Below are 16807 nucleotides of genomic sequence, written 5' to 3' on the forward strand. Positions count from 1 at the left end.
AATCATTCCCTTCTATTTCATCATCCGGTTACTGACATTGATATCACGACATAAGTCATTTTTTGGTCTACCCCATGTTTCAGCAACCAGACTACCACAGCGAATATCAAACATACTACTGCTCATTTTCACATACGGAGACGCATATATTGAACAAATATTCCTGACGGTCTGCATTCTTGTCGAGGTAAATGCCGCTATCAACTTATCCCCTGCCCATCCTGCATATAAAAGATTATATTAGTAGTAAGATGATCGTGCTTATTGCTGTTTTTTTAAACCTATCGCGCCAAAATCATGCGCGCATAACCATGACCATACTAATATGCCCGTTTGTCCTCATCATATACCTGTTTGATACCGTGCCTGCTGTGGTATTTGTGCAGGATCAGCAACGGCAGAACAACCCGCTCCTGAAAACCTGTCACCGGCTGCAGTGATTTGATGCTACCGCGCTGGCAGCCGGACAGAGAAAAGTAATACGGCGGCAAGACGATGGTGTGGCAGCCGCTTTCACCAGGGGAACATTAAAGCGGATTGTTTGTGTCTTCCCCGCAACAAAAAAAATCAGTATTTGTTATAATAAAATAAGCCTGGTCAATTGATGGTGATTATACTTTCTTATCCTAACTTAGGAGTAACAGGTTAAAGTAAGGAAGGCAGACAAATAAAGCAAGTGATTACGCCATGCTATGTGCGAATGATACGTCGACCGAAGCATTAACACCTATCCTGAATCCATTCTTATAAGACCGGCTATAGCCAGTCTCCTGACAGGAAGTTTCGGGACCGGTATATATAGCACCGCTCATCACGGCTATCAGGCCAGGTATATATCCAACAGTCAACTGCTATATTTATTGTTGATCAACGACCAATGACAAACAGCCATTTGCAGTATTAACCCCGGAAATCAGTCCGCAGCCATTGTATAATTATAAATTTTAACTATTAAAAAATAGAATTAATTGATTATGATTATACCTTCAATACCTTAACTTTATAAGCCTGCACAAATACCTGGTGCAAGCATATGTACATTCCAGACCCTAAATTTTTACAAATGGAGAAAGAATTAAACGACATCAGTAAATGCCCGTTTCATAATGGCAGCACGAAGTTCAATGTAGGCGGTGGCGGCACCAGGAACCATGATTGGTGGCCCGACCAGTTAAAAGTCAGTATCCTGCGTCAAAACTCACCTTTATCCAATCCCCTGGACGAAGATTTTAACTATGCAGAAGCTTTTAAAAGCCTCGATCTGGCAGCAGTGAAAAAAGACCTGCATGCGCTGATGACCAACTCGCAGGATTGGTGGCCGGCAGACTTCGGACATTATGGTCCTTTGTTCATCCGTATGGCCTGGCATAGTGCAGGTACCTATCGTGTGGGCGATGGTCGTGGCGGAGCCGGTTCCGGACAACAACGTTTTGCGCCGCTGAACAGCTGGCCCGATAACGTGAGCCTCGATAAAGCCCGCAGACTGCTTTGGCCCATCAAACAAAAGTATGGCCGCAAAATTTCATGGGCCGATTTACTGATCCTGACCGGTAATATAGCACTGGAATCAATGGGTCTTAAAACCTTCGGCTTCGCCGGCGGACGTGAAGATGCCTGGGAAGCAGATGAAGCAGTATACTGGGGCGCTGAAACGAAATGGTTAGGTGGCGACATCCGTTATGCGCATGGCTCCGATGGTGTGGCCAAAGAGCATGGCGTGGTTTCCTCAGACGATAATGCAGATGGTGATATTCATTCCCGCAACCTGGAAAAACCATTGGCTGCCGTACAGATGGGACTCATCTACGTGAACCCGGAAGGACCGGATGGTAATCCGGACCCTATTGCAGCGGCCAAAGATATCCGGGATACTTTCGGCCGCATGGCCATGAATGACGAAGAAACTGTTGCCCTCATTGCAGGAGGCCATAGCTTTGGTAAAACCCACGGCGCCGCTCCTGCCACCCACGTAGGCAAGGAACCGGAAGCCGCATCCATAGAACAGCAGGGCCTGGGCTGGAGCAACAGCTATGGTACCGGTAAAGGTCCGGACACCATTACCAGCGGTCTGGAGGTAATATGGACGACTACTCCCACCAAATGGAGCAATAATTTCTTCGAGAACCTGTTTGGCTTTGAATGGGAACTCACTAAAAGTCCGGCCGGGGCACATCAATGGGTCGCTAAAAACGGACCGGCGATTATTCCGGATGCCTACGACAACACCAAAAAGCATGTACCCACCATGCTGACCACCGATCTCTCTTTAAGATTTGACCCGGCATATGAAAAAATATCCCGGCACTTCTGGAAACATCCGGATGCATTAGCCGACGCATTTGCCCGGGCCTGGTTTAAATTAACACACAGAGATATGGGTCCTCGTACCCGTTACCTCGGCCCGGACGTACCCAAGGAAGAACTGCTCTGGCAGGATCCGATTCCGGCCGTGAATCATCCTTTAATAAATGCTACAGATATTGCCGACTTAAAAACAAAAATACTGGCCTCCGGATTAAGTGTTGCGGAACTGGTGGCTACTGCATGGGCTTCTGCGTCGACCTTCCGGGGCTCAGACAAACGGGGTGGTGCCAACGGCGCCCGCATCCGGCTGGCGCCTCAGAAAGACTGGGAAGTAAACAATCCGGTGCAGTTGAAGAAAGTATTGAAGGTATTGGATAATATTCAGAATGCCTTCAACGCTGCCCAGACAGATGGTAAAAAAGTTTCGCTGGCAGATCTGATTGTACTGGCGGGCAGTGCTGCGGTAGAAAAAGCAGCCACCGATGCAGGGCATACGATCGCCGTACCTTTTACCCCTGGCCGCATGGATGCTTCACAGGCACAGACGGATGTGGAATCAATCGGTTACCTGGAGCCACTGGCAGACGGTTTCCGCAACTACCGCAAATCGAAATACCCGGTAAGTACAGAAGCATTCCTGATAGACAAGGCACAGTTGCTGACCCTTACCGCACCTGAGTTAACTGTACTCGTCGGAGGTCTGCGTGCCCTGAACACCAATTTCGATGGTTCCAAACAAGGTATCTTCACCACCCGTCCGGGACTGCTGACCAATGACTTCTTTATCAACCTGCTCGACCTGCGTATTTCCTGGAAATCAGCGGGTGGCAGTACAGAACTGTATGAAGGCACCGATCGTACCACCGGCATCGTTAAATGGCTGGCCAGCCGGGCAGACCTGGTATTTGGTTCCAACGCAGAACTGCGGGCCATTGCAGAAGTATATGGTAGTACAGATGCGCAGAACAAATTTGTAAAAGACTTTGTGACTGCCTGGACTAAAGTCATGAACCTGGACAGATTTGATGTAGCCTGATGAGCAGCCATAACAGGCAGCAAGCCTGTTTGCTATAGATACGCCCGCACAGAAAATTGCTTCAAACATTTTACGCTGATCCGGTAACGGATCGATCTAATAAAAAAGGCACCGATAACGGTGCCTTTTTTATTAGCTGCTGTTTAAGGTTTGAGCACCCGGTATGATGCCTTTTGTCCCTGTCCATTACGCAGGACTATTAAATAAAATCCCGCTTTCCAATGCGTGGTAGACAGTGCTACCCTGGTCTGATCCTTGATCCGCTTCGTCAGCAACAAGGTACCATCTGCCTGCAATACTTCCAGGGATTCCCATTTGTCGGTCTCATTCAGTTTATCCAATACGAGGTAATCTGAAACAGGATTTGGGTAAGGATGTATACCCGCACCTGCTACCGGATCTATTGCTATTGCCGTACCCGTAACAGTAAAGGCCGGTGCTGTAAACTGCCGGTTACCAATGCAAAGCACATCAGCTGTTACCGTGCAACGCACCTTGTTACGCCCTAAGGCAGGTGTATATCTCAGTACCTGCCCGTTATCATTGTCGATGGTCCGCCAGCCGTGTGAAGCGGTACTGTCTTCCCAAAGATATACAGGTGCAGCCGATACGACATTCACCCAAGCACTAAGTACAACAGGGTTACCGGCTAATGCAGCCGTATCGCCGGTTAGCCTCAGCGCCGGTACAATACTTGTTTTAGTTTGTAATTTGATTTGCAGGTCATTATATCCATCGACCAGGCAACGATACAACTCATCACTGTTGGCTATTGCTGCAGGCAGTGTAAGCTTAGCGGTGGTTACCCCCTGAAAGCCAGCGCCATTTTTCAGATTTTCAAAACCCTGTCCTTTATAGATTTGCCACTGATAGGAGTCGCCAATATCATCTGTTGTCAACACAGGTATGGCGCCTATACAAACCTCCATCGTATCTGTTATCACCGGACCCCGTTTCCCATCCAGATCGATTAACACACCGGCTTTACCGGCCAGTTTGGTGTAATAGGCCCCACCGATCATGGTGCGTCCCTGATGGTCTGTCATCATCACCGGCAGACCATTATCTCCCAGGTAATCTGGTGTACCCTGCCATTGCCTCACTGTATTTCCTGCCATATCCAGTACGAGGAAAAACGGATAACGTTTTTTAATGGGCACACTGCTATCCGCTACGTAACCACTGATGATATACTGTTGCTTTATGCTGTTGAGTTGCTGTTGCTGTGGTATGTAATATTGTCCGGCCCCGGCAAGGGTAAAAGATTTTTCCCACACCCCTGTACCGGTCAGATTATCCAACTTACCTACCACCAGGCTACTTTCTCTCCTCCCTATCCAGCATGTTATCTTTTTATCAGTGGTAGCATCCCAGATAGCGGTGGTATCACTGGTCGTGAATTTAAACAGTGTCTGCTCTTTCTCAAAATCAATTCCCCGGATTTCAGATTTGCGGGAGATACGGCTACGGGTCACCAGCAACACACTGCCGGAATCCAGCGGAGCTATATTATGGAACTCAGCATCCATCCCCGGCATCTCTCTCCAACGGCCAACATTGTAGCCATAATAAGCCGCAGGCGCCGTACTATAAATGATGGTAGCCAGTTCTATTCCATATACCCCATTTCTTATATACTGGTAAGCGCTGATGGAAGAGTCGCGCAGATAGGGCAATATGCCCCGTTTTTCCCATGGCTCATCCCCGGCTTCTCCTGCCCGGGCTCTTCTGATAAGATCGGTTTCACTGTATTGGTTTGTCTGGTTCAGATTAATACGATACATCTCCGTGTTACCATCGTACGACTCCCGCAGCGTACATTCATATACAATACACTGCGGATTAGGTACAAAAAGCCGTTTCGGACGGAAGCCATACAGGTTGCTGGTTTCTATCCTGCGTATGAACAACTCTTTACCGCTTGCGTCAAATGTACTCACCTCCAGGGTTTGGGGGTTCCCATAGTAATACGTGCCTTCATGAGAGAGATGTGTTAACCACGAAACAACGACGGTACCATTGTTACCCGCCACCAGCTGATCCGCTTTATAGAAACGTTTTTCTCCTCCGAAAAGCTTCGACCAAAACAAACGATTATCCGCCGTACCTCTTACTTCCAATACCACCTGCCGTCCTTGTTGCTTCAGCAATGCGTAACTGCTGTCGGATAAAGTCACTACTCCGGTCACGGCTACACTCCATTGCAGTTCCGCGTTCATTTTTTTCAACACCGGCCTGTAGACGGCGGTGGTATCCGCGGCAGCCAGGTAAACGCCCATTTCCCCTGCTGTTTCCAGCGTTCCTACGTGAAATACCCTGCCATTATTCAGGAAACTGAATATTCCCATATCATTCCGATTCGTAGCCATTTCAGAAACGGTATAATTATACACCATCTCCCCATTCGTATTGATCTTGCTGGTGATCCACTTGCCGGGACCATAGTTATCTGAATCGCGGTAGCCGCAGAGATAAAAATTACCTTGCTCATCCAGCACACCGTTCACAAAACCTTTTGAAATGCTGTTCCCTACCTGTTGCCGGCCATCCTCATCATATACGTGATCCCAGCTCACATGCCCATCTTCCCGGTTTAGTTTGGCTACATGATAAGATTTATTACCACCACCCACATACCTGTGCCGACCAGCAATATAGAGCTGCTCTTTGGTAAATCTCACGATCACCGGGAGGTCATTAGACAAGCCGGTGCCATAACCTACAGGCGCCCGCCAGCTCCATTTGATATCACCACTGTGCTTATCCAACCGCACGGCAAACATATTTTCGAAATCGATGCCACCGGTAACATATAGTTCATTGCCGCCAGGAAGATCCACGGTTGTGATGTTCACCTGGTTATCACGCAGTAGCACCTGTTTTTGCCAGACAGGTACCTGGAGCTGGGCAGTATTATACTTATACAGCATGCTCCCGCCCGACAGGTATACCGCACCACTGTCTACCGCGATCAGCCGGATATGAGGCGGGATGTCCTGTTGCCGGAGAATAGTGCCGCTACGTTTATCGATGGTCATGATATTTAAACCGGCCTGCAATAACAGCGTACCATCGAAGGCATCCTTCAGCACTGCGCGGAAATTGTTATACTTTCCTACCTTCAGCTGCCAGTTAAGCTGACTGGTTTCCTTATCGATTCCCCAGATGAGCAGGTTGTCGACCGTATTGCAAACAGCATACAACTGTGTGCCATCAACCACCATATCAATGGGTAAGGCGTTAATATAATTGACATCCTCGCGGGTGGTTTCCGTATCAACTGTATGTGTCCAGATAATTTTACCGGAAGTATCTGTTTTGATGATGGCAGGCTGTGAACCATTCAGCGGATTAACAGATACGCCTAAATAGAGAAATGGACCATCCTGTACTACGGCTTCTGTTTCCCTGCCAGGAAAAGTATCCCGCTGGGGTAATATATAAGAGAAACGATGCTGACCATTCACAGAGGTTAACGATAAAATCGACAGGTAAACGCAAAGCGCAATCAATCGGTACATAAGGGATAATTATAATGTAGCACTAAGGTATAGAAAAATGTTATACCACAAAATATCACCATATCAAGAATAGGGAAAATCTGCTGCCTACTATTCTAGTTACCGGAGTAACCATCAACATTCGTCACTTCAAAGACCTTCTGCCTCGCCGGTCATGTTGCACTTCACTTAAACACATGCCCTCTTTTTGCTGCACATGGCTATTTATCAGGTGTATTATTTAAGTTGATTGATTATATTTTTTGCAGTATCCGTGTCTCCTGTAACAGGATCAACTAACAACCAATTGCGTTCCACAACCGTTTTACGCCAACATCATGCCTGCTGCGGCCAGACCTCTCTGATTATTTTCACGGGTTTGTAATTGCATGGCAGCCCCGCTTTGTAATCTTGTGCCATCAACCGAACGGACTTATACCAATATTTATTTACCCGTTGTTCCTATCAAAGGAAGCCATTAAACATCATCCTATTACCCATATTTTTCATTGAACGACATCTGCTCATGTACCACCACAGCATAATAGCCAGTGTTATTATCCTGCATGATACCATCATTTTTTTATCACCTAAACCATACTACTTTATGAAGAAAACAATTATTCTTTACTGTGTATGCTGTATAGCAGCATTGTATTTGACAGCCTGTAAAAAAGAGGCACAGCTGACTACCGCCTCCGCGGATAAAACAGCAGACAAGCCCGCGCCGGCACGTAAACCCAAGGCCAAAGTCATCAATACGTTAAATGCCTTCGGCTGGATTATTGAAGGAGGTGATGTAGCAGCTACAGACCTCAACGGTAATGGTATACCAGATCTCATTTATCTCATCAATGATGCACCGGCCGGCCCCAACTATTTCCGGTATTATGTAGGATGGGATGTCAGTGAAACAGGGTATCCCAGTAGCGTTACCGGCATTAAACAAATTGCCAGCAACAGTAGCATCAGTGAAGGAGCAGGTATTGCTGTGGGAGATATCGATAAAAACGGGATACCAGACCTTGTATTGCTGGCATATGATGCACCGGACGGCCCCAATAACTTTGTATATATTGTAGGATTTAACCTGAATGCCAATGGTGACCCGGCCTATTGGTCTTCTCCCATTACGGTATTCGGCACCAATTATGTTGCCCAGGGAGCCGCTGCTTCCCTCGCCGATATTGATGCCAATGGTACCCTTGACTTGTTGCTCTCCTCTTATCATTTTGATGTAGAAGGAAAATTCACCTATAAGATTGCCTTTAATCTGAATAGTGCCGGTTTCTCCACCAACATAAAAGATTATGGCGTACACGCTGGCACCTATCTGGGCCATATTATACAGGATATTGGTACCGCCCTGGCCGATTTAAACGGAGATGGCAAACAGGAATTATTTATAGTGGGTAATGATAACCCGCCCGGACAAAATTCCTTCCGGGTGATCACAGCCACAGTCACCCCAACAGGAGAGCTGGAAAAAGTATCCGGCTTTAAACAATACGAAGGATTGGGTGAAAGTGGCCAGGGAACTGGCGTTACTATTGCCGATTTCGATCGGGATGGCACCAGGGATATATTGTTCTTAAGCGTAACCGATACACCGGCAGAAGATTACTATAAGTATTACATTGGTTACAGTATTACCTGGAATCCCAGAAGTAAAACCTGGGAACCCTTTTTCGATTAAGGTATACAGCGATATTTTAATTATATCCATAGCCAGGCATTGATAATGCCCGGCTATGCGTTTATTACCACTGCAACCACTCAGCAAAACACACATTGTCCAGCTTTACCTTACAAATAAAACATTCCCTCCTTTTTGACTACAACAATACGTCGTTTGGCTACAGCAGTCGTGTCATAACAACTGACCTTTGTATCAACAAAAAACAAGATTATGCATATTGTGCTTACAGGCTCCTTAGGGAACATTGGCCAACCACTTACACAAACACTGGTACAAAAAGGATATCAGGTCACTGTTATCAGCAGCAAAGCCGAAAGGCAACAAGACATTGAAGCATTGGGTGCAAAAGCGGCGATTGGCACCATCGGGGATGTAGATTTTTTATCCGCTACGTTCAAAGGTGCAGACATCGTGTATGTGATGGAAACACTGGATATGGCTGGCAGCTTCTTCGATCCTGCGGTTGACTTTATCGCGGCGATCAACCAGATTGGCCGTAACTACCAACAAGCGATTGAAGCATCCGGGGTAAAGCAGGTGATACACCTCAGCAGCATAGGCGCTCACATGAGCAAAGGAAACGGCATTCTGGCCTTTCACCACAATGTTGAAAACATATTGCAAGAGTTGCCGGCAGATGTTGCCATTAAATTTATGCGCCCGGTAGGATTCTACACCAATATGTTTGCCTTTATACGCTCGATTGCAGCACATGGCAATATCGTAGAGAACTATGGCGGAGACAACAAATTCCCCTGGGTATCGCCGATAGACATCGCGGCAGTGATTGCAGAAGAAGTGGACACACCTTTTGCAGGCAGAAAAATCCGTTACATCGCCAGCGATGAATTTTCTCCGAATGAAGCGGCCTATTTCCTGGGTCAAGCCATCGGGAAACCCGATTTGAAATGGGAGGTAATTGCAGATGACCAATTACTGCAAAAGTGGCTGACAGCAGGTATGAATGCACAATTGGCCAAAGACTTTGTAGAAATGCAGGCCAGCATGCACAGCGGCGTATTGTATGAAGACTACTACCGGCATAAACCTGTGCTCGGTCAGGTTAAGCTCACCGATTTTGCACAAGCGTTTGCAGCCGCCTACCATCAGCAATAAAATGGCTATCTTTAAACAGTAAAAAACAAATCCATTAAGGAATAACGTACCCCTATCCTACTTATTCCTTAATGGTTTTAGTGATATGAACAGCACAAAAACATACCGGGTTAAAAGCATCAGTGAATTCCATCAGCTCCGGGGTTTACCTGGCCCTGAACATCCGCTGATCAGTGTGGTGGATTATGCGGCCATCAAACATGCACCTGATAACGACTCCACCAACTGGGTTTTTGATTTCTACATGATCGCCGTTAAACGGGGCATCTGCGGCACCATGTTGTATGGCCAGCAGTCCTATGATTTTAATGAAGGCGTCATGTTTTTCATTGCACCCAATCAGGTTTTCAGAATTACAGCCCGTACCCATCCCACCGCTCAACGGTCGGGCTGGATGCTGTTGATTCATCCTGATTTTTTATGGCATACCGCTTTGGCAAAAAGCATTAAGCAATATGAATACTTTGATTATTCGGTCAACGAAGCTTTATTCCTCTCCGATAAAGAAGAAACGATTATCAACAGCATCATTCAAAATATTCAGCAGGAATATCATGCAAACATTGATAATTTCAGTCAACAGATCATCATCTCGCAGATAGAAACTTTGCTCAGTTATTCGCAAAGATTTTATCACCGTCAATTCATCACCCGAAAAATCACCAATCACAAAATACTCGATCGCCTGGAAGCTTTACTGGCAGATTATTTCAACCAGGAAGACCTGATCAGCAAAGGCTTACCAACGGTGCAATATATTGCAGGCATGCTCAACGTTTCGCCGAAGTACCTTAGTAGTTTATTAAAAGTATTGACAGGACAAACCGCTCAGCAACACATTCACGAAAAGCTGATTGAAAAAGCCAAAGAAAAATTATCTACTACCGATTTATCTGTCAGTGAAATTGCCTATGAATTAGGCTTCGAACATTCCCAGTCTTTCAGTAAATTATTCAAAAGCAAAACCAATCTTTCTCCGCTGGCATTCAGGCAGTCATTTAACTAACCTCATGCGCAGATGTGCTACTGCTGCGGTTGTCCGGCCATACGGGCAGCACGGGCTACCTGGAAAATTTCTTTGAGCCGGCCACACAAAGAATAACCCCTACCGTAACACCCACCATGCCAATGCTCACCTGTTCGTGTAAAAAAACAGCAGCCAATGCCAATCCAAAAAATGGCTGCAACAATTGTAACTGCCCGACTGCAGCAATACCACCCTGGGCTAATCCCCGATACCAGAATATAAAACCTATCAGCATACTGAATATGGATACATAAGCCAGTCCCAGCCAGGCTGGCGCACCAATGCCGGATACCGAGGCCGGAAACTGCCAGCACATTACAGGTATCATCACCGGCAACGACAGCACCAGCGCCCAGGAAATCACCTGCCACCCACCCAGTGTTTTAGACAACATAGCCCCTTCTGCATACCCCAGTCCGCATAAAATGACAGCCAGCAACATTAATATATCTCCCACCGGCGATGCGGAAAGCCCCTGCGCAACAGCAAAACCAATCACCAGCAAACTACCCGCGATAGCACATAACCAGAATACCGGGTGCGGACGTTCTCCTCCACGCATCACACCAAATATAGCTGTGGTCAATGGTAACATACCCAGAAATACAATAGCGTGTGCAGCCGTTATATACTGCAAGGCCAAGGCGCTCAGTAAGGGAAATCCGATAATCACCCCTACTGATACGATCATCAGGGGAACCATGTGTGCCCTTTCAGGGCGCTTCGCTTTCAGCAACAGCAGCACACAAAGTGCCAGCAACCCGGCAATGGTCGCCCGTGCCACCGTTAAAAATACCGGACTCATTTCCAGCACTGCCAGCCTGGTGGCCGGCAGCGAGCCACTGAATATAACGACGCCTATAAACCCATTGATCCAGCCACTGGTGCTGTTTTTCTCCAATAAGGCCGGCGATGATAAACTGTTTTCCATGTTATTGTGATGATTCTTTTTACAAAAATAGCAAGAGGGCTACTATAAACACAGTCTCAGTTTTGTATATTTTAATGGACACAGTTATCTTTGTAGTATGAGCAGGGATTTTCTGTATAATGAAATAGCCAACGGCATTGCCGGTCAGATAAAGACGGGGGTTTTAAAATCCGGCGACAAGCTTCCTTCTGTCAGGATGTTGTGTGAAGAACACGGTATCAGTATGAACACGGCCAAACGCGTGTTCCTGGAACTGGAAGCACAGTCATTAATCGACTCCAAACCGCAGTCGGGCTATTTTGTCAGCCGGCTTCCTTACCTGAAACTACCCCTGCCAGCTGTAAGCCGGCCGTCGGCCCGCGCCAACGACAACGAGCCGGATGAATTGACCAGTAAAGTATATGCCAACATGGGCAATGATGCGCTCACACTTTTTTCCATCAGTGCACCCGCCGGGGAATTACTGCCATTGGCTAAATTAAAAAAGGATATTGTACAGGCCACCCGCGACCTGAAAGAAGCCGGCACGGCCTATGAGCCGCTACAGGGCAATGTAAAACTACGAAGAATTGTGGCCATCCGCTCTCTTGGCTGGGGCGGTCACCTGCATGAAGATGATCTCATCACCACCAACGGGGCTATGAATGCGGTTTCGCTTTGCCTGATGGCGCTGGGCAAACCAGGCGATACCATCGCCATGGAAAGCCCCTGTTATTCCGGTATGCTGCAACTGGCCATCAGCCTGGGATTCAAAGTACTGGAACTACCCACCCATCCTGTTACCGGTCTGGAAATAGCCGCCCTGAAAGCCGCTATCCCTAAAATCAACCTTTGCCTGCTGGTACCCAACTTCAATACCCCCCTGGGAAGTTGTATGCCGGATGAACATAAAAAAGAAATCGTTGCGCTGCTCGCCAAACACAACATTCCACTGATTGAAGATGATATCTATGGTGACTTGTATTTCGGCACACAACGACCTAAATGCTGTAAATCCTTTGATAAGGAAGGCAATGTGCTATGGTGCAGCTCTGTATCCAAAACCCTGGCCCCTGGCTATCGGGTGGGTTGGGTAGCGCCAGGCAAATACAAGGCCCAACTGCTGAAACTAAAACTGATTCACGCCATTTCCTCTGCCACGATCATCCAGGAATCAGTAGCCAATTTCCTCGGTTCCGGCAAGTATGAAAATCATTTACGCCACCTGCGCCGGACGCTGCAAAGCAACTACCAGCATTATGTACATGCCATCGCCGAATACTTTCCGGAAGGCACCAAAACCAGCAGACCGCAGGGAGGACTTGCCATCTGGGTGGAGCTCAGCAAAGGCGCCGATACCAAGCAATTATATGACCTGGCTATTAAACGGAGTATCAGCATCGCACCCGGACGCATGTTTACCCTGCAAAACCAATTTGAAAACTGTATGCGGCTTTGTATCGGATTACCCTGGTCTGCAGACATCCGGCTTAAATTAAAACAGCTCGGACAGCTGGCTAAAAGCATTTGAATCCTATGTGGGTATTTTCTATACCTGCGGCATCTGCTGTAAGATGCCGCAGGCGCGATAACAGCGGTCAATAAAAATAGTTACCAATCCGAATAGGCTATCCTACCGTGTTATATAAGATAAGTACCGCTGCTTTTACTTAGTTTTTTGTTGCTTTAATGCCATCAACTCCTTACGTTGCTCCAATAATAATTGCTCTTGAGACGCCACTTTTTTATTCAGGTCAATCAGGTATAACGTCAGCTCTTCAATTTTCTGCAATAGCTTAGCCTGGTTTTCACCAACATCAATACCATTTGCTTTTACCTCCGCTGCAGAAGGCATTTCGGGCAGATGTTTATGTATTGTCAGAAATGATTCCACAGCCTGTAAAGTTGGTAAAGCATATGTTGGCTCAAAAACATAGTCAGGCCACCCAATCAGTGTTACCTTTATTTTTTTGGCAAAGATATCGCCATTAACGGCTAATTTCGCCTGAGGTGTAGATGTACCGATCCCCACATTACCGCCACCACCGGCGATCAACACCTTCCCCGGTGAGTTCTGATTTAATCCCAGCACATTATCTGAACCCGTCGGATTGGTTTCCAGCATGAGATACCCTTCATTACTTCCCCGGATCTTTCCTCCGCCAGTGCCGCCGAACGCAGTCCAGTCGTTCCAGGCGTTTCCCAATACTGCCGCCACTCTTGTTCCATCTGCCAGGATGTTGACGTTGGCTACCTGTAATCCTGCCTGCGGACTTGTCACCCCAATGCCTACCAATCCATTACTACCGATTCTCAATCCTTCAGATAAACCATTGGCGGTTCTGACAGAAAACTTCAACGTACCCAATCTACCTGTAGGCACTACTCTTTCACTTTCGATGCTGCCAATTTCAGTACCAGCCATATTAAATTTGATAGCACCAACAGTGCCTAATACATCCCAATTATTGGTGAGCTGTTCGTAGGCGGCGCCATTCGCTGCAATTTCCAGCTTTTGTTTTGGCGCCAGGGTGCCGATACCAACATTTCCGGTATCGCGAACAAAATTGGTCTGTCCGTTCACTACATTAAAAAGTGTGAGATAACCCAACAACAGGATCAAGTACTTCATAGGTAATTTTATTATGCTAAAAATCCGGATAAATATTAATGCAAAGTAGTAAAATAACAGCAGCATTACATCTCCCATCATTTATCAGTAATACGGATGGCATGATCCAATATACATCGCTCCACCCTGTTTTGGTTAACTGCTGTGCCGGGACCATAGTATATAAAAAAACCTTGTAGTAATGAATACTACAAGGTTTCAGTTACGTAAACATATCAGGTACCTCAGAACCGCACGCCTACACTCCATACTGCGCGGCGTACCCAGAGCGGTTCATACAGGTTGTTACGCGCCAGGTAGCCTTTATTATTGGTAAAATTACTCACGTTCAGTCGCGTGAAGAAACTCTTGTAAGTATAGCCTGCAGATACATCCATACTCCAGTAAGACCTTACTTCCTGTTCGGGCAGGTTGTCGGTAGCCGCGAAGAATTTATCCTTGTAAAAGAAGCCATAGCCTATATCCAGTCCTTTCAGCGCGCCTTTATCCAGTGCATAGCTGGCCCAGATGTTAAATGTCTGCCTGGCATTACCTTCCAGCTGATTCCCTTTTTTGAATGCAGGATCTTCCACTACTGTGGCATCTATAAAAGAGGTAGCCAGGTTAATACTCAGTTGCGGCGTGATCTTTCCATTCACATCCAGTTCTATACCCTTACTGCGATGATGTCCGCCCTGGTACATGGCCCATTTGTAGTATTTGTGATAGTACAGGTGCGACCATGCCGGCGCTTCTTCCAATCCGTATACATAGCCCACGATGTTCTTTTTATCGATCTGAAACCACGATACGCCTACGCCCAATCTTTCTTGCAACAGGTTTGCCTTGGCGCCAAATTCAATTTGTTTGGCGTTGGTCGGCTGCAACATGATGTTTGTGATTTCATCCCAGCCATTCTGCTCATAGGACTGCGTGTAGGAAGCATATACAGACAGGTTCCGGATAGGCTTCACCAGTAATGCCAGCCGGGGCGACAGCGGTGTTTGTACATCATCTTTATAATCTTTCGGGGCAGGATTGGCAGCTGTATAGGCCGTACCCCGCGTAGTGCGGTTTAACCGTACCCCCAATAACAGGTGTATCCGGTTATCCCAGAACTTCAACTGATCCTGTGCGTATAGGCCTATCCGTTTGATCTGCTGCCGGGGCTTATCCTTATCGCTTTCATAACCGAGCACTTTAGGTAACACATCCTGGGCGTATACAGGATGATAGATATGGATCGGTTTCAGTTCCAGCGCATCGTTATAATATATACGATAGTTCCATTCGGTATAATCTGCGCCCAGTAAGAAGTCGTGACGTACCCCGAAAGTAGAGAACCTCCCTACGAGGTCCAGCGTAGTACCATATATGCGGGTAAACGTCTGGAAGAACTCCGTGGTCCTTTTCAGGCTGTCATTGGCATCGGCCCGGTTATTCGGAAAAAAAACCGATTCTTCCTGTTCATTGGCTTTAGCGTAAAAAGAGGTATTGCGGAGCGTCCAGTTTTTGCCCAGTTTGTAATGCAGGGTAGAGTAAGCGCTTTGCTCATTATACCGATGCTGGTTGCCCGGTTCTCCCAGGAAATGACTGATCGGTATTTTCTTCAACCCTTCAAAAGTACCATCCGGTGATACCACGCCGGCGGCAAAGGTACGCGCCTCATTTCTGGCAACCAGTTCCACCGTCCATTCCAGGTTCGGCAGGATCTTCCAGGTAATCGTAGGAGCGATGAGAAAACTTTTCCCCTTGATATGATCAATAAAGGAATTACTACTTTCATAGGTGGTGTTGAGCCGGTAGAGGAGATTCTTGTCTTTTGTCAGGGCACCGCTGAGATCCAGGGATGGACGCATGAGCCCATATTCCCCCAACCGCAGTTCAAACCGGCGGTAGTCGTAGTCCAGCGGCTTTTTGCTGACCAGGTTCATCACGGCGCCCGGCGCCACATCTCCATATTGTATAGAAGCCGGGCCTTTCAGTATTTCTATACGTTCTATATTGTCTCCGTATAACCTGCCGGTAGTCGGCGTCAGCATACCATTCCGGCGGAAGTTGGACTGAAAGTTCATACTAAAACCGCGGCCATTGAACATCGCATACCCATCGCCATAAGTACCTGTTACGGTGATACCACTTACATTCTTGATGGCATCCCGTACATCCATAATCTGTTGTTGTTCAATCAACTTTTTGTCTACCAGCTGTACAGATATCGGAAGATCCAGCAATGCAGTAGGTGTTTTGGTAATGGAGGCGATTTCCCGCTTCTGACCATATACGGTCAGCTCCTTCAATATTTTGGTAGTGTCCTGTGGAAGGTGCGTTTGCCCGGTAGATGGCAACGCACCTATTGTCAGTACTGTTATGCACAGCCAGGAGATAAGGGTAGATGTTGGCGTCATCAGAGAAAGAATTTCGCAAAGGTGTCACTAAATACCGGCAGGCCGCTTACGCTATCGGGAAAATTAGTTGCAGGATCAGGAAATTCTGTTATTTAAACAACATCTCATCATAGCAAAGTCAATAGCCTGTCTAAGCAGACTATCGACTTTGCTTCATTCGGATGAATGGGCTGTTTATCATCCGATTGGTAACTGA

Annotated in this window: 10 protein-coding genes; 6 read left to right on the forward strand and 4 right to left on the reverse strand. The window is 46.9% G+C overall.

What is annotated here, in order from left to right; genetic code table 11:
• Positions 1-311: 311 nt before the first annotated feature.
• Together OL444_RS21935 and katG are read left to right on the forward strand one after the other, a co-directional pair.
• Positions 312-440, forward strand: coding sequence for a hypothetical protein (locus OL444_RS21935; protein ID WP_264729704.1), 129 nt, complete (start codon positions 312-314; stop codon positions 438-440).
• 623 nt (positions 441-1063) lie between these two features.
• Positions 1064-3340: a catalase/peroxidase HPI gene (gene katG / locus OL444_RS21940; RefSeq protein WP_264729703.1), complete on the forward strand. Its 2277-nt coding sequence runs from the start codon at positions 1064-1066 to the stop codon at positions 3338-3340.
• A gap of 143 nt (positions 3341-3483) precedes the next feature.
• On the opposite strand, the gene OL444_RS21945 is transcribed toward katG, so the two are convergent.
• A complete protein-coding gene (locus OL444_RS21945) occupies positions 3484-6861 on the reverse strand; it encodes an outer membrane protein assembly factor BamB family protein (RefSeq protein ID WP_264729702.1) in 3378 nt (1125 codons plus the stop codon).
• Positions 6862-7447: 586 nt separating this feature from the next.
• On the opposite strand from OL444_RS21945, the gene OL444_RS21950 reads away from it, so the two are divergent.
• The 3 genes from OL444_RS21950 to OL444_RS21960 all read left to right on the forward strand — a co-directional run bounded on the left by OL444_RS21950 (position 7448) and on the right by OL444_RS21960 (position 10661).
• Positions 7448-8536, forward strand: coding sequence for an FG-GAP repeat domain-containing protein (locus tag OL444_RS21950; protein ID WP_264729701.1), 1089 nt, complete (start codon positions 7448-7450; stop codon positions 8534-8536).
• Between the two features lie 213 nt (positions 8537-8749).
• Positions 8750-9655, forward strand: a complete 906-nt coding sequence (locus tag OL444_RS21955; RefSeq protein WP_264729700.1) for an NAD(P)H-binding protein — start codon at positions 8750-8752, stop codon at positions 9653-9655.
• Between the two features lie 85 nt (positions 9656-9740).
• A complete protein-coding gene (locus OL444_RS21960; RefSeq protein ID WP_264729699.1) occupies positions 9741-10661 on the forward strand; it encodes a helix-turn-helix domain-containing protein in 921 nt (306 codons plus the stop codon).
• A gap of 55 nt (positions 10662-10716) precedes the next feature.
• Here the strand turns inward: OL444_RS21960 and OL444_RS21965 are convergent, their stop codons facing one another.
• Positions 10717-11613 (reverse strand): DMT family transporter, encoded by an 897-nt coding sequence (locus OL444_RS21965; protein ID WP_264729698.1) that lies wholly within the window; start codon positions 11611-11613, stop codon positions 10717-10719.
• A 97-nt stretch (positions 11614-11710) separates the two neighbouring features.
• On the opposite strand from OL444_RS21965, the gene OL444_RS21970 reads away from it, so the two are divergent.
• Complete coding sequence (locus OL444_RS21970) at positions 11711-13123, forward strand: aminotransferase-like domain-containing protein (protein WP_264729697.1); 1413 nt, start codon at positions 11711-11713, stop codon at positions 13121-13123.
• Positions 13124-13258: 135 nt separating this feature from the next.
• Here OL444_RS21970 and OL444_RS21975 read toward each other — a convergent pair whose 3' ends face one another.
• Together OL444_RS21975 and OL444_RS21980 are read right to left on the reverse strand one after the other, a co-directional pair.
• Positions 13259-14224: a hypothetical protein gene (locus tag OL444_RS21975; RefSeq protein WP_264729696.1), complete on the reverse strand. Its 966-nt coding sequence runs from the start codon at positions 14222-14224 to the stop codon at positions 13259-13261.
• Between the two features lie 224 nt (positions 14225-14448).
• Positions 14449-16611 carry a TonB-dependent siderophore receptor gene (locus OL444_RS21980; RefSeq protein ID WP_264729695.1) on the reverse strand — a complete coding sequence of 721 codons (2163 nt, stop codon included), beginning with the start codon at positions 16609-16611 and terminating at the stop codon, positions 14449-14451.
• Positions 16612-16807: the final 196 nt, after the last annotated feature.

Source organism: Chitinophaga nivalis (assembly GCF_025989125.1).
Taxonomy (GTDB): domain Bacteria; phylum Bacteroidota; class Bacteroidia; order Chitinophagales; family Chitinophagaceae; genus Chitinophaga; species Chitinophaga nivalis.

Excerpts from the sequence above, each read along its gene's own strand:
- OL444_RS21945 (WP_264729702.1), bottom strand. The coding sequence starts at position 6,861 with ATGTACCGATTGATTGCGCTTTGCGTTTACCTGTCGATTTTATCGTTA.
- OL444_RS21935 (WP_264729704.1), top strand. The coding sequence starts at position 312 with ATGACCATACTAATATGCCCGTTTGTCCTCATCATATACCTGTTTGAT.
- OL444_RS21950 (WP_264729701.1), top strand. The coding sequence starts at position 7,448 with ATGAAGAAAACAATTATTCTTTACTGTGTATGCTGTATAGCAGCATTG.
- OL444_RS21975 (WP_264729696.1), bottom strand. The coding sequence starts at position 14,224 with ATGAAGTACTTGATCCTGTTGTTGGGTTATCTCACACTTTTTAATGTA.
- katG (WP_264729703.1), top strand. The coding sequence starts at position 1,064 with ATGGAGAAAGAATTAAACGACATCAGTAAATGCCCGTTTCATAATGGC.
- OL444_RS21955 (WP_264729700.1), top strand. The coding sequence starts at position 8,750 with ATGCATATTGTGCTTACAGGCTCCTTAGGGAACATTGGCCAACCACTT.
- OL444_RS21980 (WP_264729695.1), bottom strand. The coding sequence starts at position 16,611 with ATGACGCCAACATCTACCCTTATCTCCTGGCTGTGCATAACAGTACTG.
- OL444_RS21970 (WP_264729697.1), top strand. The coding sequence starts at position 11,711 with ATGAGCAGGGATTTTCTGTATAATGAAATAGCCAACGGCATTGCCGGT.
- OL444_RS21965 (WP_264729698.1), bottom strand. The coding sequence starts at position 11,613 with ATGGAAAACAGTTTATCATCGCCGGCCTTATTGGAGAAAAACAGCACC.
- OL444_RS21960 (WP_264729699.1), top strand. The coding sequence starts at position 9,741 with ATGAACAGCACAAAAACATACCGGGTTAAAAGCATCAGTGAATTCCAT.